Source organism: Enterococcus infantis (genome assembly GCF_049166715.1).
Taxonomy (GTDB): Bacteria; Bacillota; Bacilli; order Lactobacillales; family Enterococcaceae; genus Enterococcus_C; species Enterococcus_C leclercqii.
The window spans coordinates 67164-92546 of record NZ_JBMHFB010000009.1 but is presented as its reverse complement, the minus strand read 5'-3'; the positions used below and the strand labels follow the sequence as shown (position 1 = coordinate 92546).

The following is a 25383-nucleotide window of genomic DNA, read 5'->3' as shown; positions in this document are numbered from 1 at the left end:
AGTCAAAACGGAATGCTGGTTGTTTATTTTAAAACTTTGCAACAGAACCATTTGGTGTATAACGGATTAAAACAGGTTCTCCAACGAACGCAGATAAATTAGGATTAGTATATCGTAACCCTTGGAAATGAATTCCATCAGAGTGGACTTTTCGAGTTTTGGGAATTTCTAATAACAATAAATCTAACTCTTCTAAACTATTAGGCATATTCGGTAAAAATAATTGCTCACTCCATTTTTTTATCGGGCTCACTTTAATAGAAGAATGACTCGTTTGATTATATTCATCGATAAGAAAATAATGTAGTTTCTCTTTAAATTCTTGAATAGTTAATAAATTTTCGTTGCTGTTATTTTCAATATAACCTGGTAATCCTTCTAAAAGCATTTGGTTAATCGTCTGGAAAAAACGCTCAATTTTCCCACGCCCTCTTGGAATTCCTATGGCAGAAAAAATGAGATTTATTCTTAAATCAACAGCGACTTGTTCCATAAAATTTGAAGTAAAATCACTTCCGTGATCCGTATAAAAATTTTCAGGAATACCACATATAGGCCACGAAGAATCTTTTTTTGTCCAAATAGCTTGATGTAAGGTTAATGCGGTATTGATTGCTGAAGGGGCAGAAAAACTCAAATAATAACCAGCCACAGTTCGACTATAATCATCTAATATAATAGTCAACCAGGGACGATTTATATTTCCTTTTTCGTCAAGTAAATTGATATCTAGTAAGGTATGATCTGCTTGCCAAATTTCATTCGGTCTTGTTGCTTCCCTTATAGCAATTAAATCATAATTCTCTTTATATATTTTCTCTCCCTCATGGGCTAACTGAATGAGACTTTTGGGTATACTTTTCCGTAATTTATAAATTTGAGAATAACTTGGTATATCCAGTTTGTTCTCTTTACAATAGGAAGTAATTTTTCGAGATAATGTCTTTGTACTTATTTTTTTATATTTCAATACAAATTCTTCTATTTTTTGTCGAATTTCTTCTGAAACCCTAATTTGCTCAAAATCAGTTCGTGTCTTCCTAATTAAACCAACTAGACCATCATATTCATATTTTGTACCCAGCGATAGAGTGTACGAGTAGGTACTTTATTTTTAATAGCTATTTCTTTTATCGTTTCTTGTTTATTAAGATAAGGCTCAATAATTTTATATTTTTTCATTGCATCTATTCTATGCTGTTCTGAAAAACTAGTGAGCGTTTGTTTTCCCATCTTTTTCCTCCATTTTATCTAAATAACGATAAATCGTTGTTCGAGAAACATTCCAACGTTCGGCAATCGTCTTAATAGGCGTACCACTATCAACTAGAGTCTTTAATAATTCTAAGTCTTGTGCTTTTAATTTTTCAGGACGTCCTCCAAATCGCCCTCTTGCTCGAGCTGCTGCTCGTCCTGCTGCGGATCGTTCCAGGATCAAATTACGTTCAAATTCTGCAAATGCTGCAAATAAATGAAACATCAGTTGTCCTGTAGAACTTGATTTATCCATCGTAATACTTTCTTGAAGACTATGGAAACTCACGCCACGTTCATTCAGCCGATTGACAATTGAAATCAAATCTTCCATATTCCTACCTAAACGATCTAAACGCCAAACAACGAGAGTATCTCCGGATCGAACAAAATCGATTGCCATTTCTAATCCAGGTCGATTACTTTTCGCCCCACTCATATGATCGGTAAAAATTTTCTCACAGCCAAATTTGTTTAAACTATCTTCTTGCAAATCTAAATTTTGTAATCCGGTAGATACCCGGGCGTATCCTATTTTCAAAAAAATCACTCCTTCATTAACCCAATTGTAACATAACTTTATCTACACCGTTTAACTGAACATAGATTGTGTTATGGGTTAATGAACAGCAAATGGAGTCTATTTTGGAAAAATAATCCCAAAAGAGAGAGTGTACAGAAACGTTTGATTTTATGAACACATTATTTGAAATCAAAACTTCAAAAACTCACTCAAAAATAATTGAGTGAGTTTCTTAGTGATTAAAATTTTTAGTTTGTGCCATATAAGATGAAAAATATTTGCAATTTAAAAACAAAAATGACACGGATTCCCAGTTTCAAGAGAATGAACAACTGTAGTTTTGGAACAACACAAAAGATCCGCAGCTTCGTTCACACTTTCGACCTGGCACACAGATCCGTCTGGGTAGCAAATCATGACTTATTTTGAATAACTCAAATGATACGTGCACAGACACCGCTATAGTAACATTTTCTGGAAGTACTAAAAAGGTATGCCATATTAATACAGAAAAAGAGACCATAGTGGTCTCTTCTAGACGATTAAAATAATAGTTAGAATTAATTCCTATTGTTGCTGAAATCTCCTTCAGTTAATCCAGTTTCCGCAAATGCACCGGTGTTCAACCATTCCTTCATATCTGTTTTAAACTGCGTCCACCATTTTCTAACCATTGCTATTCACCCCATCGATAACCACATTGTACCATTTGTCAGTTTGTCTCATAGCTTCTTGTGGGAAACTTAAGAAATACCCATACAAAAGTCAGTTGACTTTTGTTCCTTTGGATCCTTTTATCCCGCTGGCTTCGCAGAGCATATTCCTGATCTATCCAGTTGTGCAATAATATCGTTCGTGTCTTTTTAAGCTGTGTTGAATCACCTCAACCCATTGGTGCTTTGCATATCTGATAGATTTAACGCTGTCCAAAGTCATCCGTTTAATACACAAAGAACAAGAACTCCCACTCCGTATGTGTCAATTTGTTAAGATGTGCACACGAAACATTCTTAATTCCAGAAGAGACAATCGCTGAGAAAAAAAGTTAAAAATTCGTAAATGCCCAATTGACATAGAAAAAGAGAACACTCGAAGTGTCCTCTTTTTTATTTTACCAATTCAGAACTGCTGTCACACATCTAAAAACTTCTTGATAAAGTCGTCATAGACCATAAAATACACTCTATTACCAATACCAAAAGGAGGGGCTCTTTGCAAAACAAGCCAGCATTATCAAGCAGACGCTACACTAGGAAGGTTATAATCGAGAATATTGTTCTGCTATATTGCTCGCTTCTATCTCCGTTTTTGCTTCATCATAAGGATCATCATTCAACCATTGAGTAAAGTGAACGATCTCATGTGAGATCAATTCGAACAATTCAAGCTTTGCTTTTTCTATACCGCGTATATCAACCGAATTAAAAAAATCTCCGGTGGCAATTTTTATAACAGGAAGTAGTGTACTGTCGCTGTACGGGCCAAAAAATGTACCTAATACTTTTTCAGTGGTTATTGTATTATAGACGAATTTCGAACCAGTAACAGTGATACTAACATTTTTTGGAAAGTACATAGTACTATTTATCCAAGCGATGAATTTTTTTACTTCATTTCCAACATAGCGATTTACAGAGGGCTGTATTTCCACTCTAATCATCATTACTGTCTTCCCTTATTCTTTCGGCTAAGAGTACACTTTAATTTGACGGTGTTCTTGCATAGTCTTCCATCAAATAAAGTATATCCCAGTATTATTTCTCGAACACAGCTTAACCATAAGTTATTAGCTAAAATTGATTGGAAATAAAGCGCAAAAACTTAGTATCCATCGAGATTTCTTGAACATTATCGATAGTAATTAAACATGTCCCATCAAAGCCGGACTGATCCTCTGAATAAACGTTCATCTCAATTATAATACTGTCTTGATTTGTATGAATGTCGACTACTTTACCAATAATATTTGTCTCATCAAGAATATAAAGTGATAGCAGCCTATTAGATTTTTTCATTTCTTTCAAGATATCGATAATCGTCTGGTCGCTCTCAAAAGTAAAAGAATTACCCACATCAACATACTCTACATTCTCATACTTTTTAAGATACCCGGTACAGGAATTAACCTTCAGTACTGAATCTGTCTTCACTATTGAAATCCCATCAAATTCACCATTTCTGTCAAACTTCTCTATAGCCAATACTGAGTCGTCAGCAGAAACAATGTAGCAAACAAAAAATGAATCATCATTGTAATCAGTATAGACCTCGTATAGTTTTTTCTTTTCAACTATCATTTTCTACTCTTCCATCCTTTCACTGCCTTCTTTTTTTCGTATCCTCCTGGTCTTTTTTTCGTATCCTCCTGGTCTTTTTTTCGTATCCTCCTGGTCTTTTTTTCGTGTGCTTATCTGAGGTGCTCTTCCGTTTCCCCTTTGTATGCTCAGCAGATGGCTTTGCACTTTTCTTCTTAGCGTATCGTCCAGAATTGTTCGCAAATTTTGAGACTGATTTTTTATTATAATACGGTTTCTTCTTCGCCGCATAATATCCAATTCCAGCACCTATTCCCATTACAACTACAGTTCCAATAAATTTTGCACTAATGTAAATCCCAAATCCAACTGCGATGGCAAAATGGCCATCTGGATCAACGTTTATCACTGGACTATTGTCTGCATAGGCATTACTCATATGGATTACTGTTGGCAAGGTCTGTCTTCGCTGTACAGCTAAGGAACGGATAAGGTATTCCGTCTGAAACCAAATATACCCAGAAAACAAGAATCTCTCGGACACTGGTTCTATTTCCGGAGAGACTCTTGCTTTCTGGGGAAGTAACAGAATTTATTTACGCCACTCCATTGTTATATCACCTATTCGAAACCTATAACAGATTTTTCATCAGACTATCTTTTGATCCCTCTTTTACTACTTGATATGACAAACTTTTAGCAGTAATGGACAACCAAGTGCTTCTAAAGTGGAATCTATACCCTTTAAATTCAAGATCCACGTCATCCATGATGTTATCATAACTTGTTGAAAAGGAATGCTTATAATCAATCAGCTTTCCAAACTTAAAAACTATTTTGTCAGTATTTATCTGTGATCCAACAATCATGCACACTTTTGAACTCTCAAAAAACATATCATTGTCCACAATCTGTCCACTTTCAGAAGAACCATTATCGGTATATATTACAGATCTATCAGTCCCTAGTGTCATACCTGATTCAAACACTAATTTTTCTACGAAGGAATCATGAAAATCACCATATGATTTTAGAATGGAGTTAATCTCTTCTTCGTTAGTGATATTAATCCACATATTTAACTATCTCCTTCTACGATTATTGTACTTCCTATTGTTTTTTGGTAGCTTTGAACTCTGCCTGCCTCTCTGTCCATTTTTCCAAGAATGCTTATGAGGCACATTTGGGTGGCGTTTAGCATTACCATGATTACTATAATCAATATCTGTTCGCGGCTGTCCATTACGTCCATAAATTCTTTTTTGGTGTGTTCGCCCATTCTTAATCTGTGTTTTTGTCTTGTTCTTTCCTCGATAGCCCCGGACTCCCCTAGCTGGAACGGGTTTAGTGTTCTTTTTTTTGATATTATATGGTCGCTTTTTAGCAGCATAATATCCGATTCCAGCACCTATTCCCATTACAACTACAGTTCCAATAAATTTTGCACTAATGTAAATCCCAAATCCAACTGCGATGGCAAAATGGCCATCTGGATCAACCTTCGTCACCGGGTTATTATCCGCATAGGCATACCCGTTCATCGTCAATGGATTATCTTCGTCGCCCGGATCCGGATCCAAAGATAAGAAGACGCCTTGTGCTGGTTGATAATAGCGCGCCATCAAATAGTATAGCTGGGTCTCGGTATCATAGGTGTAACCGGCATACCCATATGGATTAACTTTGGCAAGATCTGTCTTCGCTGTACTGCTTAGCACATTGCCCCAAGCATCATAGCTGTAAGTGGCTACCACTTCCTGACTGTCGTCTGTGAGGGCAACTACATCACCATGGCCGTTGTAGTGATAATAAAGCATCTGATTTCCGCTCTTCATTGCTAAATTAAACTGAACTTTGCAACTGGGCTATGCATCTTATCCGTTTACTATAATCAATTCTTGCCAAAAAAGAAAAGTTTCCGAAAGTCACGACCAATAATGTTGTTCCTCATCAAGCAAAATACTGGTTCAAACAATCTGTGTTTAAACCAGTATTTGCTGTTTTTTGAAATTCCAACTATTCGAAACTTGCTTTCTATATAGTTTTTTTAAACTTTCGCTCCTTTTTCTCGACATAATTTTAAAAGTGTTTCCGCTTTATGCTACATAAAATGTACGCACGTAAAAGGTCATATATTTTTATTGCTAAAATCTAGCTAATCATTCATCCGTATATATGAATAAGCTTTCTTAGTTTTCTTTTAGTAATATACATGCCGGAAAGAAATCTTTTTTGAAGCTGCTGATTTGATATTTTCCCAATCCAAGTATCAGCTAATTTCGTATCCATATTTACGATTTCTTCTACAATTATTGGCGATTTAGCACTTAATAAAAAGATATCCTCAAAAATAGTATCCATATAGATAAATTCACTTAAATTTCTAGTTGAAATCACGAATGAATCCATACTATTCGTAGCGTGGTCTTCTAAATAGTCCATCAAAATACTTTTTTTTGAAAAGCTTAGGCTATCATGCATAAAAATTTTACCATCATAATAGACATATATATCTTTTGCTTTGAAAACTTTCTCGACTAATCGACACATTTCTTGTCTATTATTAGCATCACCAAAATAATTATGATATAGCTTATTGTTAAATAGCCCGTTTGAGTATAGATCTTTATGGAAGTCAAACGTTTCATACAAAATAGATTTGAATGCATTGATTTTCTCCATTAATTACCACCTTCTAACTCTGATCTTAGTATTCACTTTTGGCCTTCCTTTATAGTTCAGCGCACCATTATAATAATCATACGTGTAACTACCAGATTTAGCCTTTCCTCTATAGGTATACTTCTTGCTACCTTTTGCATAATTGACTATTCGTTTCCCTTTTGACGAATATTGAACTGATTTCTTGTATCCACTTTTTTTTAATGCCCTACCAAATGACCTTACTGATTTGTTCACCTTAATATTGCGTACAGATGATCCTTTAGTTATATTCGTCCATCTTAATTTAGTAGCTAGTTTAAAGCCTCGGCCAGCCAATTTGAACGCTCCACCAATTGCTACAGATGTTGCAATACTCTTCGCCGCGGCCCATATCCAATGGCCATCTGGATCAACGTTCATCACCGGGTTATTATCCGCATAGGCATATCCATTCATCGTCAATGGATCATCTTCGTCGCCCGGATCCGGATCCAAAGATAAGAAGACACCTTGTGTTGGGTGATAATAGCGCGCCATCAAATAGTATAGCTGGGTCTCGGTATCATAGGTATAACCGGCATACCCATATGGATTACTTTTGGCAAGATCTGTCTTCGCTGTACTGCTTAGCACATTGCCCCAAGCATCATAGCTGTAAGTGGCTACCACTTCCTGACTGTCGTCTGTGAGGGCAACTACATCACCATGGGCGTTGTAGTGATAATAAAGCGTCTGATTCCCGCTCTTCATTGCCAGTCGGATATTGTCATCTGAGTAAATATACTGTCGTACTACCTGACCATTTCCATCCGTTTCATACAATACATCAATACTGTCACCATCATAATGATACTGTGTGACAACCCCATCAACAATTTTCTTGATTCGTTGGCCATTTTCGTTTGGATTATTCCAAATTAGATTTTTCTTGAGGATCAGACCCGTAGAGTCTTTCCAATTTAGTTATCACATTTGAATGAATAAATTTAGCAAGTTTACTATCTCTAAATTGACTAACTCGAATTGCTCCCAAGTTTCTTAATAGCAAATCATCTACTTTTTCAGTAAAGAATTTATTCAAACCAAGCAATAAAATATCATAGTCATCATCATAAAAAATTGTAAGGCTATCATTTGGAAAAATCACCATAAACTCAGACCCATAAAATTGAAAGGGGTTTTTCTCTAGAATTTGCGAAGCAACGGCTCTCTCTATCACTTCTATGGGAAACTCAACAACTTCAAAACTATTTTCATCTTGGTGATAGTAAATGAAATTGTCTCTACAAATAATTCGTGAAATATGAATCGTAACTCGTAAAAAGTCAAAGGTAATATCTTCACTTTGCCTTATAGATTCGAGATCTGCGATAAAGTAATCATAATCTTTATAGCCCTTCATCATATTATTTTCATATGAGACTGGGTACCTAACATATGAATAATCGTTTACTTCATCCACCGAATCACATCCTTTTTCCATCCTCGATAATAATTGATATGTGTTTTTGCCCTATCACCTGATAGTTTCCCATATCTCGTAAGTGCTCCTTTTCTATCCACTGACATTCTAAAATATCCTTTTGGCCTACCACCACTTCCTTTATTCATTGCCCTGAATAATTTATTTCCATGTGTTGGTATAGGTTATTCTTTTTTCTAACCGCATGACTTTACTTTCTCTACGAACATTTTTCTGTGCTTGATAGCCTTATATGCAACTTTTGCTGCTCTTCCAGCAACTTTACATTGCAGGTGTAGATCTTTGACAACCGACAACATTTTTTTGCGCCGATTCGACAAGGAAACCGCTTCATCTGTACAGTCAATCGTTTTTATGTTCATCTGCTTTATTTATTAAATCTTTTAAACTTCTTAACACACTTTTTCTTAGGTCACTAATTATTTCATTATCACTACTCACTTGATCTAGCGGTTCAAATTCTCTAAAATTTTCATTTGAAAATTCTGATTCACTATCTATTGCAAGGAGAGAGTATCCATCAAAAAAATTATTATATATTACAAAAGAGAGACTTTCCGGGAAAACATATGAATTTGTGCAATATATCTCACTTATTTCTTCTAAAGATAGGCTTGAACAAATTTGATATCCGTGAAATATAGGTTTTTTAAATAAAGCTGCTAGAACATTTTCATAGTTTTGTTGAATTACAACATAACTATCTATCTCACTATTTGAATCATCTTTATAAAATAAGTTCAATACTTCCTGATTTGAAATTGGAAAACCTGCAAATAACGATAACCAAATTTTGCTATTTTCAGGATTTAAGAAAATTCTCACATCTTCATTGACAAGAGGATAAACGAACTCTTCCAATTTATTGACGATCTTCGTTACCTCTTGTTCACTGAGCAATCTCATTCATACCACCCTCTCATGATGTCCAATTGTGATTTACATTTGCATTAGCCATTTTTGTGTTGATTAAAGTTTAAAAACGAGCATAACCCTTTTATTCCAATTCACTAGTGTAGCGTCGCGCTGACATTTCAATTTTTTGAAAATGTTGTCATATCCCATAAAATACGATCTATTGCCAATATCCAGAGGGTGAGCTTCTTTATGAACTGGGTCAGCATTATCAAGCAGACGCTACACTAGCTTATGCTCCCCAAATAACAAATTTTATATCGTAAATATCTGCCTTTCACACTAGCTAATTATCAATACCATCGTGTTCTTATCTTTATCTGTCTAGCTTTTTTGTAAGGCCTATAATCATAAGTCCTCTTTCCTCTATAAGTATATGAACGAGAACCTTTTGTATAGATTTGAATCTTCTTAGGCAGGTGGTATGCTCTACCCTTCAATGGTCCACTCTTAATCACTTTTCTAGGAGCAACCCACTTGCTAGATTTGGAATAACCCGAGTTAGTCAACATCTTTCCAAACTGCTTTCTTGTCCTATTCACTCCTAAATTCTTAAAGCGAGAAGACGCTTTCGTTATGTTGCTCCATCTAAATTTAGATGCACCACGTAGTGCACCAACTCCTTTAAATACAGCTCCAAATGCCACAGATGTTGCAATACTCTTCGCCGCGGCCCATCCGGCCTTTTTCCATGACTTTGTTTTTTTATAGGTCTTGTATGCATCATAAGCCGCAAATCCTGCACCAACTGCGGCCCATACCCAATGGCCATCTGGATCAATGTTCATCACCGGGTTATTATCCGCATAGGCATACCCATTCATCGTCAACGGATCATCTTCGTCGCCCGGATCCGGATCCAAAGATAAGAAGACACCTTGCGCAGGATGATAATAGCGCGCCATCAAATAGTATAGCTGTATCTCGGTATCATAGGTATACCCGGCATACCCATATGGATTACTTTTGGCAAGATCTGTCTTCGCTGTACTGCTTAGCACATTGCCCCAAGCATCATAGCTGTAAGTGGCTACCACTTCCTGACTGTCGTCTGTGAGGGCAACTACATCACCATGACCGTTGTAGTGATAATAAAACGTCTGATTCCCGCTCTTCATTGCCAGTCGGATATTGTCATCTGAGTAAATATACTGTCGTAATACCTGACCATTCCCATCTGTTTCATACAACACATCAATACTATCACCATCATAATGATACTGTGTGACAACCCCATCAACAGTTTTCTTGATTCGTCGACCATCATCATCGTACTGGTAAGTCGCAAATGGGGCACTGGAACCCTTTTTAGTCACAGCTGTCAGTCGATCCCCGGCATCCCAAGTATAGTCGTAGTTGCCATCACTAAGTCGATTGCCGTTAGCATCATAGGTCAACGCCGTACCATCGTAAGCTGTCAGTTGATTCCCAGCATTGAAGATTGCCTGAATCGTCTTATCTCCTAAAGTGACTTGTGTACGATTGCCAAATCCATCATAGGCATAACGGCGTGTTTCACCAGTTGGTAACACCTCTTCGGTAAGCTGATGAATGGCATCATAGGCATAGGTTGTTTGTTTTCCCGCACCGTTAATGATGCTGGTGCGGTTACTTGCGGCATCATACGTGTAGCGTTCTCGCAGTATTTCAGGTTTACCAGAGTAGGCGATCACCAGATCTTTCAACTTATTGGTCTGATCGTAGTTGAAATTGGCCAATACTCCATTACCAGCCGTATACAGCGTTTTGTTCCCAAACTCATCATGATCAAATCGATAAGTTTTTTCACCATCATGAACAGTGGTATTTTCATCTAGCGCATTGTATTCAAAGCTGACTTTGCGCGAATACGAACCAACTGTAGTTGTTACTTCTGCTACTTTGTCCGTTTTCCCTTTATTTTCTTTGGTTGGTTTGTCTTTATACGTGTACTGGATCGTTCCGCCCCGCTCCATTACTTTCGTGATTCGATTGGCATCATCATACACTTTATCGGTGATCACATCGTTTAAGTGATCGGTCACTTTTGTCTGATTCCCATTGGGATCATACTGGAAGGAAAAGGCAGGTTCAGTCCCCCACAACACCTTAGTCTGACGATCGGCTGAATCGTACTCATTCGTAATTTGAGCGCCATTTGGCATCACTACACCAGTCTCATTGCCGCTAGCATCATAAGCATAACTGATCTTTCGATTCAAAGGATCTTGATAAACCGTTGTTTTGTCATCTGAATCGTATTGATAGTTATGAGCCTGAGTCGCAGCACCAGAAACAATTTCACGTTTGGTGATATTGCCATTGTCATCGTACGTGTATCGGACTTCCGTCCCGTTGGCCAAAAGGGTACTTAGTAATTGATTGTCTTCATTATACCGGAAAGTTTTCTGATTGCCTTTTTCATCTGTTTCAGATAGTTTATTTCCCTGTGCATCGTAACTAAAGGTTGTTTTGCGACGTTCTTCATCGCATTGTGCAACTGGATAATTTCCTTTTCCATCATAGGTTGTCTCCGTCAAACGACTCCCTTCCATGACTCGTAAATTATCAAAATAGGCCGTTCCAGTCACTTGTCGTCGAAACATAAAGAGAAGTTTCACTTCTTTGATTGGTTTCGTTGGTCGTACGGTAAAAGCAGTTCGATTCCAGTCCTGTGTACCCGTTGGGAACATTTCTGAAGCGTAGCTAATGGTTCCATCTTGATAAATCACATCAGCCCACAAAGCGTAATCTTTATGAGCCGTGCTTCCATCACTAACCTTAACACTTTCTGCTTTGGACATGGCTGATATCGAAATTGGAGCTGCTTCTTGCTGATTAAGTGGGACCAGTTGTGAAATATACCGATCGGTGTCTGTTGTCTTCGTACGATTAATCTGAAATCCAAAATTCCCCGTAAAGCTCTCTTCAGAAATTGATAATTCATCCGGCATAGCATTTGAAACGGTAAAGTTGTCGATGTCATGAACGCCATGTGCCTCTTCCAATCCACTGTTTTGAACAGGATTATAGCCCGTATGTGTTGCTCCTTTTTCCAATTGAATATTGTCATACCAAACGGTTCCGCTGCCCTTTTTACCAGCATGCTGCTCAGTTTTCAGATGAATTCCAATTCTAGCAGTATCACTGGTCGTCGTAAACGTGACTTGCCGCCGAACCCAGTCGCTATTTCCTCGGATAGCCGTCTCGCGATTATTCCGCCAACCAACACCAGTCTTATTATCTGCTTTGATTAACCAAACATCCATAAACGCCTGCGACTCTTTCATATTAGCCGCTTTAATATCTGCACTTAATGTATAGGTTGTATTTGGTTCGACACTAAAGCGTTGCGCAACCGCTGTACTACTTCTTGTTGCCGTATTCCCAGCGGCTGGTGATGAAGTGATCTTCACACTATATGTCCCGCTTAATGATCCAGGTGCCCGCTCGTTTGTGTCCACAGACATATTCCCCTGTGCCAACGTTTTATCTTGAGAAAGATACCACTGTTCAGTCGTTCCTGTTTCGAATCCACTATTTTTGACCATGTTTTCGCCGGTTCCAAGGTCTTGTGTTGCTTTCACAGGGTTCCCGTAAGCATCATACTTCGTAAAAGAGGAACTTGCTGCTGTGCCTTGAGTTTCGGAAATCGCATCTGCGCCATCATAAGCTACCGTTGTTTCGCGATTTTCAGTATCTGTTGCGGAAACAACATCATTATTCGCATTATACGTGTAGTTTTCAGTTCCATAAGCATCGGTAAAGGCAGTCACATTCCCTTCAGAATCATACTGATACGTTTCCGCCTGGCCTTTTGGATTCGTTTCTTTAATTAGATTATTCGCAGAATATTCGTAGGTTGTTGTTAACTTGAGTCCTTCACTATCTTCGATAATTTTTATCGGATTACCGGCAATTGAATAGGAAAATTCTGTTTTCTTCCCCCGTTCATTGGTTAGCGTTGCAAGTCGTTTTTCAGAATCATAAGCTAATGTCGTCCTCTTTTGAACAGGGTCGATAATTTCAACTAACTTTTTATCCACGTAACGATAATGTGTCTCTTGTGGATTCTTCTCTGTATGCTTTGGCTCAAATAGCGTGATTAACTCATCTTTGTCATTGTACGCATAGCGATATGTTTTCCCCCGCGCAGTTTTTGATTCAATTAATCGCTGTTTATCATCATAAGAAAAAGACAGCTTTTTATCGTCTGGAAGTAGTATTTCAGAAATGAGCCCGTCAGACTGATAACTTATCCGGACACTACGCCCGCTGGCATCGGTCACAGAGGTTAACCGGTCAGAAGCATCATAGACATAAGCCATTGTATTTTGGCTCTTATCTACTTCTTTTAGCAATTTACCAGTCTTACTATAATAAGTCGACGCTTTGTCCTCTTCGACTTTCAGATAGCTACCATCGGTTTGCCTAATAATTTCTGAATATAAACCTGGTGGGGCCTCAAATTTTTCCGGATTTTTCTTTAAAGATATTTGCTTTGCGGTCTGCCTCAAACCAAGTAATTTCCTTTTTGGCTGTATCTAATATTAAGAAATCTTCAAATGAACTAGACCAGCCCTTTCCAAATAGCCCAACCTCTTGACTGAGACTATTATAGTAACGGTTTAAAGAGAGAGAAGGTCCCCGTCCATCGATGTTGAAATCACTTTCCGAGAAAATCAGATTTCCATTCGTAGCATTTACATTTCCGCCGCGTACAGGTATTGACGGCCAAAAATCTGTCATTCCGAGTTGCTCAACTTGGTTTTGTGGAATAGTTGGTGTTGCCTGTGCAGATTCCACACTACCTACATGTTTATTGTCTTTGCGATAGGCTTTAATTCTGAACCAGTAATTTGTTTTTTCTGCATATTGCGTCCCCGCATTTTTGTAAACCGCTCGAGGATCGCTTGCTAGTTCTGTTCCCTTACCATCCGTATGCAACTGGTATTTTCCTTCAGCAATTTCGGTTGCAGTTGGCCATATCCCTTTTCCCTGGGTAGTCCATGTAAGTTCACTCCCAACATCAAACTCCTGATAATCTTTCCCATTAAATACCAACACTTTATACGCATCTGCCAATGGGACTTCGTCCCAACTCAGTGTCACGTATCCACTGGATCAGAGTCAATAGATGAGACACTTTTTGCGAGAGATTTTTTATGTTAAGCAGCCAGTATCTTTTGCTCAAATTCGGCAGGCGACAAGTAAGCTAAGGCGCTGTGGATTCTGCGATTATTATAAAACCCTTGAACATAGCTAAAAATCTGCAGCTTAGCTTCTTCAAAGTTTTGATATATCGGACGTTGGTACACGTGTTCTTTCTTCAATAGCGCATGAAAAGACTCAATACCTGCGTTATCGTAAGGACAGCCTTTTCGGCTGTAGGAATGGCTGATGTTTAAGGCTTTCAGCTTTTCTTCATACTCATTACTGGTATACTGTGAACCTAAATCAGTGTGTAAAATTAATCCGTCCTCGATAGTTCGATTTAAAATAGCATCATCAAGGGCTTTTTCTACAATTTCCGTTGTCATTTGTTGCTCAAAGTGATTACCAATGATTTTTCTTGAATGAAGATCCATTATGAATGATGTAATCGTTTCGAAAACAACTCTGGACTTAGTCGATGAGATTCAAACTGACCCTTTCTACAAAATAGTTAAAGAAGCATATCTTCTATCTCAAAGTTACTCAGCCCTGTTGGAATCGGAATACATTGCAACTTATATCTACGTATTTCTTTTATTTGCTTTTCCAACAGACTATTGTTTCTACAACACAGCCCCTACTGAGTTTAGAAATTGGCCGACACAAATTCACAACGTAGTAGAACTCAATGAACACTTTATAGATACTGTCTGTAGTTTTTTTTATTTTGATAAAAATAAGGTTTATTCAGCTCTTGATATTAATCAAAAGTACATGATTTCTAGTATGCACGTTGGTATAATTTATTTTCATGGTCAAATCGACTACTATACATCAATAGATCTGCTTAATCGTGCAAATGAAAATATTACTTATCCAGTATTAATCCAGAAACTCGTTAATCACTTGGAATCAAAAGTGACTTGTCAGCTGATGGGAGCCACCCAAATGTATATTATTTGGGTATATCATAATCTGATTGAATCGATCCTTGAGGACATCTACCCTGAGATTTTGATTGGCGTAAACCTGAATAGTACACCACTATTGGCCACAGCTTATGTAGATTCACTAAAAAAAATTTATGAATCGAGATCATACGTTACGGTTGAACTGGCTACTCTAGATCAGTTCTACGATATCTTTATTTCTGACGATTCAGAATCCAACCATGATTTTATATTTGATTTACACTTTCTGACGCAAGAAATAGAAATCGATTACAATATACCTTTAAAAGAATTACTAAACAAAAGATTGAGGAGATTGAAATGAAAATTGTAATTATTGGTGGCTCCCATGCAGGACTGTCTGCCGCTGAAAGCATAAAAAAAATGTCACGAGAGCATGACATTATTCTACTGGAAAAACGTGATGTTCTCGGATTTGTTCCAAGCAGTCTGAACTTCATTCTTGAAAAAGTTCCTCACTATAAACTATCTAATTTGAATGGTATGGCTGATTCGAAAGCTCTCCAAGATTTAGGAATTGATTTACGTTTGAATAGTCTGGTCACTCGGATTTATCCTGAAGATAAGACACTTGAAGTTGTAGAAAAGAAAAATAGCTACTCATTATCTTATGACCGTCTGATTCTCGCCATGGGATCCGAAAAATTCACCTTTGCTGAACCCATACAAGACACTGACATTTCCACCTTACTGACCTACAAATATCCTATGGAAACGAAAAATACTTTCTATCAACTGAGTAATAGTCATCATGTTACGATAATTGGAGCCGGTTTGATTGGCCTTGAGCTAGCCAGTAGTCTCACTACCCTACCAAAAAAAAGAGTCACCGTAATTGATCAGATGAGTCGTCCCCTTTTCCGTTATTTTGATGTAGAAATTACGGATATTTTAAAGGAAAATCATCCTAAAAATCTGAATTTCATATTTGGAAGAACCCTGAAGAATGTCGAAAAAAATGCTGAAACCATCAAAATCTCAATGTATGGTGGTCAAACGCTACAAACAGATGCAGCTGTTTTAGCACTAAATCCTAGACCAAACACCGCCTTAATTACTCCGCCAATCCGTTTAAACTTTGACAATACAGTTAAGGTAAACAAATATATGCAGACGGATGATCCCAATATTTATGCAATTGGTGACTTAATTAAAGTTCCATTTGGTCCTGGAATCAAGCAGGCTTATCTTCCACTCATTTCAATTGCCCGGCGGACTGGTCTTATCGCTGCTTCCCATATAATCAATCAAGCATTAAACCTAGAAACAAGTTTTCAAAGAACTATAGCCACCAAGATATTTAATCACTATCTTGGTAGTACCGGCATTACTTTTGAAGAATCATTACTCCTTAATATTCCAGTAAAAGAAGTAACCAAATCTTTCAAATATTATTCAAAGCTTTATAAAGAAGAGCAATTCAATTTGAAGATAAAACTGATCTATCGAACAAATGGCCATGCTCTTTTAGGTGCGCAACTGATTTCTAGTGATCCGGATTCTCTTCATTTGATTTCTCTTTTTTCCAATGCCATTGCGCGCCAAGAAACGATTGAATCGATGTTACTTGACGAATATTACTACTCCCCTATGTTATCTCCAGATCATAACTTTATCACTGAAACTATTTTTGAAACCTTTAAAAATGACAGTCAATGACTATTCTTGCTAAACCTTAATCCTGTACTTAATAGAAATAGAATAGTAGAACGAAGGTCTTAAAAATGTACAAATTCTCTGTTCACCATTTCTGTTTCTCAGGTATTCACTATCTATTCATATCTAAGGTCTTTCTATTTTTTTGAAATGCAGGTTCTTTCTGACATACTGTAATGAGAAAATCATTGCCTTCAATGTACTACGTAATACCTAAAAAGACGAAATTTCATAACCACGATGCTGATTTAAATTTAAGATCCCTAATCATCAATGCCACTTGCGTACCACAAAAGATTAACCTCCCTGATTCCGAACAGCTAAACGAATCCCGTATTTACTCTGAAACAATTAATGACACACTCAAATTCTCATCCATGTGAGATTATTCAAAGCAAAAGAATATCCCCTAAATAGATACCTAAGCGAATAGGCAAACCTCCTTGTCTCGCGGTGTCTACTCATATCTTTGAACGACCTTATTTTGTATGACAAGGATATCTCTAAAGTAAAATTGGAGGAGCCCTATTGATATCCTCCAACATTATATGAATTTTGGTTCTATGATATTTGGTGTTGTTACTCTCAAACGAGTAAGGACACCAAATATTTTTTTATAACAAAAAGACATTTGTTTTCAGAAGAGACCATTAGTAAAGCAATCATCCATGGCCATACGGCCAATGTATTTACCGGTGTATTAACTGGAGAAGCGCATCGGTGTGAATATTGTGGGGGGGGATTCTGTCATTCGCCACGTCTATCAAGAAAGTTGGATTCAATTGCTTCCGTATCAAGAGGTCCCCATTTATCTACACCTGTATAAACAGCGGTTTCGTTGCACCCAGTGCCATCATACGCTTTCTGCTAAAACCTACTATGTAGCGGAAAATTGTTACATTTTGCAAGCCCTAAAATTTGCGATTGCTGTGGATTTGAAAAAGAAGGTTTTAATGAAGGATATTGCACAGCGGTATTTTGTTTCCACAAAAACCGTTGAGCGTGTCTTAGACAGCTTCTTTGAGGAACCTCGTAAAAAACCTAATTCTCTTTCCAAACATCTTCTAATTGATGAATTTAAAGGAACGAGTGATTGTGAAGGCGCTATGTGTTTTATTATCAGTGATGCGGACACTGGTAAAATCTTTGATATCCTAGATGCCCGACGCAGCTTTAAATTATGGGTATACTCCTTAAAAGTTAGGCAACGAGTCACACACATTGTGATGGATATGAATGCCTCTTACGATACAGTCACCAAAGAAGTCTTTCCAAATGCGCGACTTTCTATCGATCACTTCCATGTCATCCAACAAATTACACGTGCCTTTAATAACCAACGAATTCAGGCAATGAACCGGCTAAAGACAAGTGATCCACAGGATCAAAAAGATTACCGAAAGTTGAAAAAGTATTGGCGAACGATTTTGAAGAAAAATACAAAGTTAAATTATACCTTCTTCAAGCAATTTCCACTCTTTCAAAGGTGATATGTAACCGAATCTGAAGTGCTTGATTACCTACTGTCTATAGATGACCAACTACGACAAAGCTACGAGATCTATCAAGAGTTATTGGCTGCTTTTGATGCAAAAAATATCACCGAATTCTTCAATTTGATTGAAGAATTACCAAATTCCATGAATAACGGCTTTAAAAGAGCCATTCGTTACCTGTTAAAGCATAAAGAAGCCATCACAAAGTCTTTAAAATACCCCTATTCCAACGGAAAACTAGAAGGAAAGAACAATCTGATCAAAGTCATCAAAAGAATAGCGCTTGGCTTCTGGACTTTCCGTTACCTTCGGATGCTCGTTCTGATTCAGCAAAATATCTGTGAAATCATTTAATAACGCAAAAAAAAAGGAAATGCCGAAGCACTTCCTAAAGTGTGATTTGATCAAAACAACACCATTTGACAAAAAGCCGATTTAACTAAAACAACAACTATGTGACTTAGAGCCCCTGTTCTTTGTAAGAATCAGCTAATTTAAACTCAATCGTCAATTTTGACCTATTTATTTTTGAGCACCTTTTCTCTTTTTGTACCAAACCCCACCGGCAGCAATAACCAGTACTCCTCCAAGAACAGAGAATGCAATCGTATTGGCTTCACCTGTTTGTGGAAATTTACCTTTACCAGTCGAACCATTAGTTGATGGTTTACTTGGTTTAGAAGGGTGATCTGGCTTAGGAATATGTGTATTTGTGATAATCACGTTACTGTCATCTTTAACAGTTACCGTTGCTGTATATCCCTTAACCTCAGTTACTTCTTTAACCGTATACTTAATTGTCTTGCCTGCTGCTATTTCGTCAAGATTAGTCCAAGTTGTTGTCCATTTATTATCTGCAGATAATTTAACTGGTTTTCCAACTGCTTTACCATGTGCGTATAATTGAACTTCAATAGAATCTGCTCTCAATCCATCTTTATCATTACTATCATCCCAAGCTTTGGTTACTGTTAACCCTGTTTTACCTGGTGTATGTGTATTAATGATATTAAATCCATCATATGTTGTTGTGTAGTCGTCCACAGCATTTTCACTAACCGTGTAAGTCACTTCTTTACCTTCGGCTCCAACTGCATATTTTGGTAAATTACTGAAAGTATACTTCCAATCAGTATCAGCACTAACTTTAGCAGTGTCAACAACTTTACCATTTGCTAGTAAGTTAACTATGATTGAATCTGGGCGAACGCCATCCTGGTTATCGTTATCGTCCCATATCTTCGTTCCTGCTACTTCGGTTGTTTCTAGTTTATGTGTATTGGTAATGTTGAAACCATCTATCTTAACATCATAGCCTTCAACTGTTTCTTCAGAAACCTCGTACTTAATTGCTTTACCAGCTTCGTTCTTAGGTAAGCTAGTGAAACTATAATTCCAATCTTCTGCTGAAGTTATTTCTTTACTATCAACCTTTTGACCATTTGCTAGTAAGTTAACTGTGATTGAATCTGGGCGAATGCCATCTTGATTGTCCACATCATCCCACGTTTTCGTTCCAGCGACTTCTGTTGTTTCTGTAGTATGAGCGTTGGTAATAATTATGTTACTCTTATCAGAATCATCAATTGAAGCCGTATATCCTGGCACTTCAGATGTTTCTTTAACAGTGTACTCAATAACCTTACCGGCTACCTTTTCATCTAAGTTGGAAAAAGTTGTTGTCCAGTTGTTATCAGCATTTAATTCAACAGCTTCGCCTTTTTCCTTACCATCAGCATACAATTGAACTGAAATACTGTTTGGACGAATACCATCTTGGTTGTTGCTATCATCCCAAACCTTATTAACTTTAACGTTTGTTTTACCAGGAGTATAGCTATTAGTTATAGTAAATCCTTTTATACTGTCTCCACTAACTTCACTCTTGTAACTACTTGGAACTCCAACTTCATTAACAGTATAAGTAATGTCTTTACCTTGACTATCAAGTGTTGGCAAATCGGAGAATGATGCTTTCCACTGATTTTCTGCATTTAAAGTTATGTTGTCAATGTCTACTTTTTCGCCATTTGCTAAAAGCTCTACTTCGATAGAATCTGGACGATTTCCGTCTTGATTGTTACCATCGTTCCAAACTTTCTCTACTGGAATATCAACCTCAGGTGACACAAATTTGTTTGTTACAGTCAAACCATCTTCTGAGACTACTTTCTCATAATTATTAGGAACTTTAACTTCATCAACTGTATACTTATATGCCTTACCATTGATATCAGTCTTATCAAGCCCTGTCCAAGTATAGGTCCATGGAGTTGCTTCACTTCCGTCTAGAGAAACTGTATATTTATCTCCATCTAAAGCTTTTCCATTTCTGAACAATTGTAATTCAACACTTGGCTTAGACCCATTTTCCCAAACTTTTGTACCTGTAATATCTGTTTTAGGAATAACGTAGCTATTTGTAACCGTTAGACCATCTTCAGTTTTCTCATAGTTTACAGGAGCATATGATTTTCCATATCGATCTACTTCTTTGACGGAATAAATATACCTAGCTGTTTTACCGTTACCAAGTTCTTTATATAACTCTAGATTAGACCATTCAACCTTTGTTGTGCCGTTATCCAATTTTTTAATTTCAGCACTATCAACAGGTGCAGGAGTTTCTCCATCAATATTTCTGTACAATTGGAACCAAACAGTCGGCTTATCGTTTGGACCATTTTTCCATACTTTATTAGCAGTAATATTCCCATTAATAATATTATTAATGATTGTAATCGTGTCAGTCTTTTGACCTTCTTTAATATCCCAATTACTATTGGAAGGTGTTATCAATGGTGAACCATCTTTATCATAACCGACAATAACGTATACTGGTGCAGTCGCTTTTTCATACCCCTCTGGAACAAATAACTCAGTGATAATATACCGACCTGCACGTTGGCTTAAAATATTGATTAGGCCGTTACCGTCAGTTTTTGCATTTTCAGCAACTACTTGCTCCGTGCCACTATTTGCTACACGGACAATTTTAAACTCAGTATTAGGAATATTGGTGCTATTATTAGATTTTTTGTTTACTTTCAAGGCTAGTGTTCTACCACCACCGCCACCACCATACGTCCATTGGCTCGTTTTAGTTTCTCCAGTAGTTGTATCAATTACTTTACCGTCTTTACCGCCTGTTAATGTAACTGTATTTGAAATAGTTACAAAGCCTATGACATCTTCATCCAACTTAGTAGAGTAGCTTATTTTAACTGGTTTGTCTATTCTACCATCAGTTGTTTTAAAAGTAATAACAAAACTTTTACTATCGGACGACAAATCAATTTGAGCATTTTCATTGTCAACCTTTATTGAACCCGGTACATAGGTTGATCTTGATTGGGCACCAAGAGTATCAGTAATTTTAGCATTGTTGATTGGTAGCCCTGCTGGATTAACTAAAAGGTTCCAATCGACATTTTCAGTATCGTCATTTATTTCTCCAGTTTTGGCACTCTTATTATTAGTACCATCGCTAAAGTAATCAATATAGGCATCATCTTCCACAGGTTTATAATTTTCATTCGTTAACTGAACACTATTCGAGTATCTATCAATTTTTTCATTTACCGATGGATATGATTCAATCGTAGTTTGTAAAGTGACTTCATATTGATAAGCGCCATTTGGCAAATCAATACTAAAGCTGTTATCATCCTCATGAATATTTTCTGTAGGTAAAACATAACTATCATCACCAACACGTTTAACAGTGATAGATCCCTTAACTAACTTTTGGTCAGCCGGAATTGTATCTGTTAAGACAGCCTTTTGTAAATTAACAAACTCATTATTTTCATCTGTATTTGCTGTTATTTTCCAATTAATTAACTTTGGAGTTTGTGTCTTATCAATGCTAACAGCCTGCTTATCTACACCAAGTTGTGGTTTGCTGATTGACTTATCTGCTTTATCAGTACCACCCCGATAAGAAATATTCGCTACATTGTTGACTTCCTGAGCTTCTTCTGTTGCTGATAACCCAGTAGTATATGTTAATGTATATTGCGTGTTGTCTAGTTTATCTTTAGATACGGTAAAGCTTCCGTTTTCTGGATTAGAAATGCTGAACTGTCCAGTTACGTTATCTCCATTTGAGTTCTCAATCTTGATTGAGTCTGTATCAACTTCAAAACTGCTTGGTGTCATCTTGTCATTCAATATGAAATCATAAATAACATTTTTATTTTTATTAAAAACTACTTTCCAATTAATCGCCTTAGAACCATCGGCATTAACAATAACATCACCTGATTTTTCAATACCAGGATCTCTTTTACTAACTATTGCATCGTCCGACTCATCTCCACCTTGCCATTTAAGAGTTGCTACATTTTTCTGTTCTTTATTTTCCGTATCATCAGCAGTGGTTCTATATACGACTTCAAAAGTTGCATTAGTATCTTTTGTTAGATTAATTGTAAATCCTGGATTGGGATTAGCAGTATCTAATGTATAATCACTGAACTCTTCATTATTAGCTTTAATTTTCATAGATCCAGGAATGTAAGAATAATTTTTACTCGTGAACTCATCAATTAGTTGCGCATTAGCTCCTAAATTAATTTTACTTGTATTAAATGTAATTTTCCATTCAATTTCTTGTTTACCTGTTTCAGAATTATATTTATACTGTCCTGATTTATTTATTCCAGCCTTAGGACCAGTCAGGTTATAATCAATCCCTTCTCCGGGGCCTATAGTGCCTCCATTACCATTATCAAAAATTAATTCTGCATGGTTAGCCAATTCTGGCTGTTGCATACCAGCGACTGTATAATACGTCCGGTAAACAAACTTGAACTCATGTGCTCCAGCAGGGGTTATGTTCAGTTGAAAACCTTCCCTACCATCTTCTTCATGTGAATAGTCACTTACGGTATATGAATCACCATCAACTTTTTCTCCATCTCGATACAAGTCATACAAACTACTATCACTTACATCAAATTTCAAGAATTTTTGGTTAAATACATCTTTGACATTAATAGAAGGTGTATTGACTCTATTTGTATTCGCGGTAATCGTCCATTCAATGTAAGGATTACCATTTTCATTCACTTTTTGCTCGCCAACTTTTCCACCTGTTGGAATTGTATTAACGTCAACTTTTGCATCATCAACATTACTTTCATCATCTAAAATTTCATTTATGATTGTTCCATTTGTTCCAACTGGCACCTTAGAGTCAAAGGTAATGAGGTACGCTTTACCGTTAGCATCTAAATTAGGAATAACAACATTACCAGCAGCATCTGTTGTCGGTGTTACGGTCACTTCTTTTTCCGTCCCTGGAATGATATTACCATCAATATCCGTGTCCACTTGTACTACCTTGATTGAGTTACTATTTACGGTACCTACATCTAATTTGTCCGTTAAATTTACTGTGCCAATACTTTCCTTACCAAAATTGTATTTTACAGTCCAATTGACGATATCGGCATTGTCTTTAGATACAGCGCCGTCTTTTTGGATGGTAGGAATGTCGTTAGAAAACTCAACATCTACTTTGTCTGAATAGTCATTGCTATCATCATCAATAACAATGCTAGCATTGTTATTGACAGTTAATTTGCCGCCACCTTCTGGACGAGTAATTTTAGTCGTATAAGTGATATCGTAAGCGTCAGAAATACTTCCTAAGTTTAACTCAAAACCTGGATCTTTTATTTCTGGTGTTATGCCAGTAATGGTCTCTCTACCGGTTTCCTTATTATTTCTATCTCTGATAATTTTTTCGATTTTAAAACTGTCTTGTAAGATCTCAAGATTATCTCCGAGTTTATCAATGACTTTAGCGTCTTTAATTTCTTCCATTGAATCATTAGCTCGAACAGTCCAATCAACATACTCTGGATTCTTGTTGGTATAGACTTTTTCACCATTATCATCTAATACATAGGGTTTCCCTGCTTCTTTCATATCGGTACCGTCATACGGAACCTGCTTTACTTTTATAGTAGAATTATATTCATCACCATCTGAAAATGGAATATTCACATTTACTTCATCTTTATTTTCAAAAACACTTTCATTTATTAACCCAGAAATATTAACATTTATTTTTTTATCATCTAAGTTATCTGCCTCTTCTGAAAATGTAATGACTATTTTTCCGTCTTGAATCACATATGATCCTATCGTTTTTTCCCCTACTCGTAGTTCTATAATTTTACCAGCAGAGATGTCTTTAAAAATATCAGGTAATGGTAATGAGTAGGTTTCACCATTCAAATTTTCAGTTTCTCCTGGTATCTCTAAATCATAGTTTAATTGAATCGCATTTTCACCAGTTAGCTCAACACTACCAGTCCCACCATTTTCTATTGTCTGACCATTAACCTTCAACTCAACACCAGTTACCCAATTGGTCCCTGCTGGGATTGCCTTTAAAATTGCTTTGTTTTGTTTTTCATCTATAGTTTCTGCGTCAAAGTCAGGTTTATCCGAGATTTTAGTTGATTGTTCCCTAGAATCTTGTTTATCTGTTTCTGAGTCTTTAGCAATTGATTCAGAAGTTTGGTCTCCTTCGTCAGCAGCATCTACTGTTGCAACAAACGAGTGCAATCCTTTTAACTCTTTCGTAATAGATTGATTACCGTGAGAAAAAGTCACTTGGTCATTTTGACTATCTAAATTGTATTTTCCAGGTAAATTAACCTTAACAAAATATTTACCTGCACTTTTATTTTTCAAGGTGATCACGTTATTTGAAATATCGTATGACCCTTTAGTCAATCCATCATCGGTAGTTAAAGGGTTATTAGTTGAATCTGCTAATTTAATATTATCAGACACACGTATTTTATCAACGCTCTCCTCCTCATTAGACTTTGAATAACTTCCTTTAATTGTTGCTCTGACATCTTCACCAGATTTTATTAACTCAACATCAGCTAATTTGAACTGTTCTTTAGACAGTTGTGTCTCAGCAGCGTTTACGATATTCGGTGCAATGCTTTGTAAAAGCATAACAACTATAATGATAATTCTACCAATTTTTTTCATATATTAACTC

General features: G+C 36.7%; 18 protein-coding genes and 1 pseudogene. 3 read left to right on the top strand and 16 right to left on the bottom strand.

Annotated elements, in window-relative coordinates; genetic code table 11:
* Window positions 1-28: 28 nt before the first annotated feature.
* The 15 genes from ACOMA8_RS11715 to ACOMA8_RS11645 all read right to left on the bottom strand — a co-directional run bounded on the left by ACOMA8_RS11715 (window position 29) and on the right by ACOMA8_RS11645 (window position 14613).
* On the bottom strand, window positions 29-970 hold the full coding sequence (locus ACOMA8_RS11715; RefSeq protein ID WP_421370960.1) for a DDE-type integrase/transposase/recombinase: 942 nt from the start codon (window positions 968-970) through the stop codon (window positions 29-31).
* Between the two features lie 83 nt (window positions 971-1053).
* Window positions 1054-1233, bottom strand: coding sequence for a helix-turn-helix domain-containing protein (locus ACOMA8_RS11710; RefSeq protein ID WP_421370958.1), 180 nt, complete (start codon window positions 1231-1233; stop codon window positions 1054-1056).
* Window positions 1211-1795, bottom strand: a complete 585-nt coding sequence (locus ACOMA8_RS11705; RefSeq protein WP_421370956.1) for a recombinase family protein — start codon at window positions 1793-1795, stop codon at window positions 1211-1213. The genes ACOMA8_RS11710 and ACOMA8_RS11705 overlap by 23 nt, the downstream gene beginning before the upstream one ends.
* Before the next feature lie 1240 nt (window positions 1796-3035).
* The gene (locus ACOMA8_RS11700) at window positions 3036-3440 is read right to left on the bottom strand and encodes a hypothetical protein (protein WP_421370954.1); all 405 of its coding nucleotides are present in this window, start codon (window positions 3438-3440) and stop codon (window positions 3036-3038) included.
* 127 nt (window positions 3441-3567) lie between these two features.
* Complete coding sequence (locus ACOMA8_RS11695) at window positions 3568-4074, bottom strand: hypothetical protein (RefSeq protein WP_421370952.1); 507 nt, start codon at window positions 4072-4074, stop codon at window positions 3568-3570.
* A gap of 19 nt (window positions 4075-4093) precedes the next feature.
* Window positions 4094-4471, bottom strand: a complete 378-nt coding sequence (locus ACOMA8_RS11690) for an RHS repeat-associated core domain-containing protein (RefSeq protein ID WP_421370950.1) — start codon at window positions 4469-4471, stop codon at window positions 4094-4096.
* Between the two features lie 193 nt (window positions 4472-4664).
* Entirely contained in the window at window positions 4665-5108 is a 444-nt protein-coding gene (locus tag ACOMA8_RS11685; protein WP_421370948.1) for a hypothetical protein, read from the bottom strand.
* Between the two features lie 6 nt (window positions 5109-5114).
* A complete protein-coding gene (locus tag ACOMA8_RS11680) occupies window positions 5115-5867 on the bottom strand; it encodes an RHS repeat-associated core domain-containing protein (protein ID WP_477181484.1) in 753 nt (250 codons plus the stop codon).
* A gap of 328 nt (window positions 5868-6195) precedes the next feature.
* Entirely contained in the window at window positions 6196-6714 is a 519-nt protein-coding gene (locus ACOMA8_RS11675; RefSeq protein ID WP_421370944.1) for a hypothetical protein, read from the bottom strand.
* A 3-nt stretch (window positions 6715-6717) separates the two neighbouring features.
* The gene (locus ACOMA8_RS11670; RefSeq protein ID WP_477181485.1) at window positions 6718-7572 is read right to left on the bottom strand and encodes an RHS repeat-associated core domain-containing protein; all 855 of its coding nucleotides are present in this window, start codon (window positions 7570-7572) and stop codon (window positions 6718-6720) included.
* A gap of 31 nt (window positions 7573-7603) precedes the next feature.
* Window positions 7604-8158, bottom strand: a complete 555-nt coding sequence (locus ACOMA8_RS11665) for a hypothetical protein (RefSeq protein WP_421370940.1) — start codon at window positions 8156-8158, stop codon at window positions 7604-7606.
* 363 nt (window positions 8159-8521) lie between these two features.
* The gene (locus ACOMA8_RS11660; RefSeq protein ID WP_421370938.1) at window positions 8522-9085 is read right to left on the bottom strand and encodes a hypothetical protein; all 564 of its coding nucleotides are present in this window, start codon (window positions 9083-9085) and stop codon (window positions 8522-8524) included.
* Window positions 9086-9387: 302 nt separating this feature from the next.
* The gene (locus ACOMA8_RS11655) at window positions 9388-13590 is read right to left on the bottom strand and encodes an RHS repeat-associated core domain-containing protein (RefSeq protein ID WP_421370936.1); all 4203 of its coding nucleotides are present in this window, start codon (window positions 13588-13590) and stop codon (window positions 9388-9390) included.
* Window positions 13538-14158, bottom strand: a complete 621-nt coding sequence (locus ACOMA8_RS11650) for a DUF6531 domain-containing protein (protein WP_421370934.1) — start codon at window positions 14156-14158, stop codon at window positions 13538-13540. The genes ACOMA8_RS11655 and ACOMA8_RS11650 overlap by 53 nt, the downstream gene beginning before the upstream one ends.
* An 83-nt stretch (window positions 14159-14241) precedes the next feature.
* Entirely contained in the window at window positions 14242-14613 is a 372-nt protein-coding gene (locus ACOMA8_RS11645) for an IS3 family transposase (RefSeq protein ID WP_421370932.1), read from the bottom strand.
* 49 nt (window positions 14614-14662) lie between these two features.
* On the opposite strand from ACOMA8_RS11645, the gene ACOMA8_RS11640 reads away from it, so the two are divergent.
* The 3 genes and pseudogenes from ACOMA8_RS11640 (at window position 14663) to ACOMA8_RS11630 (ending at window position 18704) form a co-directional block, all read left to right on the top strand.
* On the top strand, window positions 14663-15502 hold the full coding sequence (locus tag ACOMA8_RS11640) for a hypothetical protein (RefSeq protein WP_421370930.1): 840 nt from the start codon (window positions 14663-14665) through the stop codon (window positions 15500-15502).
* Window positions 15499-16857 carry an NAD(P)/FAD-dependent oxidoreductase gene (locus ACOMA8_RS11635; protein ID WP_421370928.1) on the top strand — a complete coding sequence of 453 codons (1359 nt, stop codon included), beginning with the start codon at window positions 15499-15501 and terminating at the stop codon, window positions 16855-16857. The genes ACOMA8_RS11640 and ACOMA8_RS11635 overlap by 4 nt, the downstream gene beginning before the upstream one ends.
* A 565-nt stretch (window positions 16858-17422) precedes the next feature.
* Window positions 17423-18704, top strand: a pseudogene (locus ACOMA8_RS11630) (ISL3 family transposase).
* 168 nt (window positions 18705-18872) lie between these two features.
* Here the strand turns inward: ACOMA8_RS11630 and ACOMA8_RS11625 are convergent.
* The gene (locus tag ACOMA8_RS11625; RefSeq protein ID WP_421370926.1) at window positions 18873-25373 is read right to left on the bottom strand and encodes a Cna B-type domain-containing protein; all 6501 of its coding nucleotides are present in this window, start codon (window positions 25371-25373) and stop codon (window positions 18873-18875) included.
* Window positions 25374-25383 lie beyond the last annotated feature (10 nt).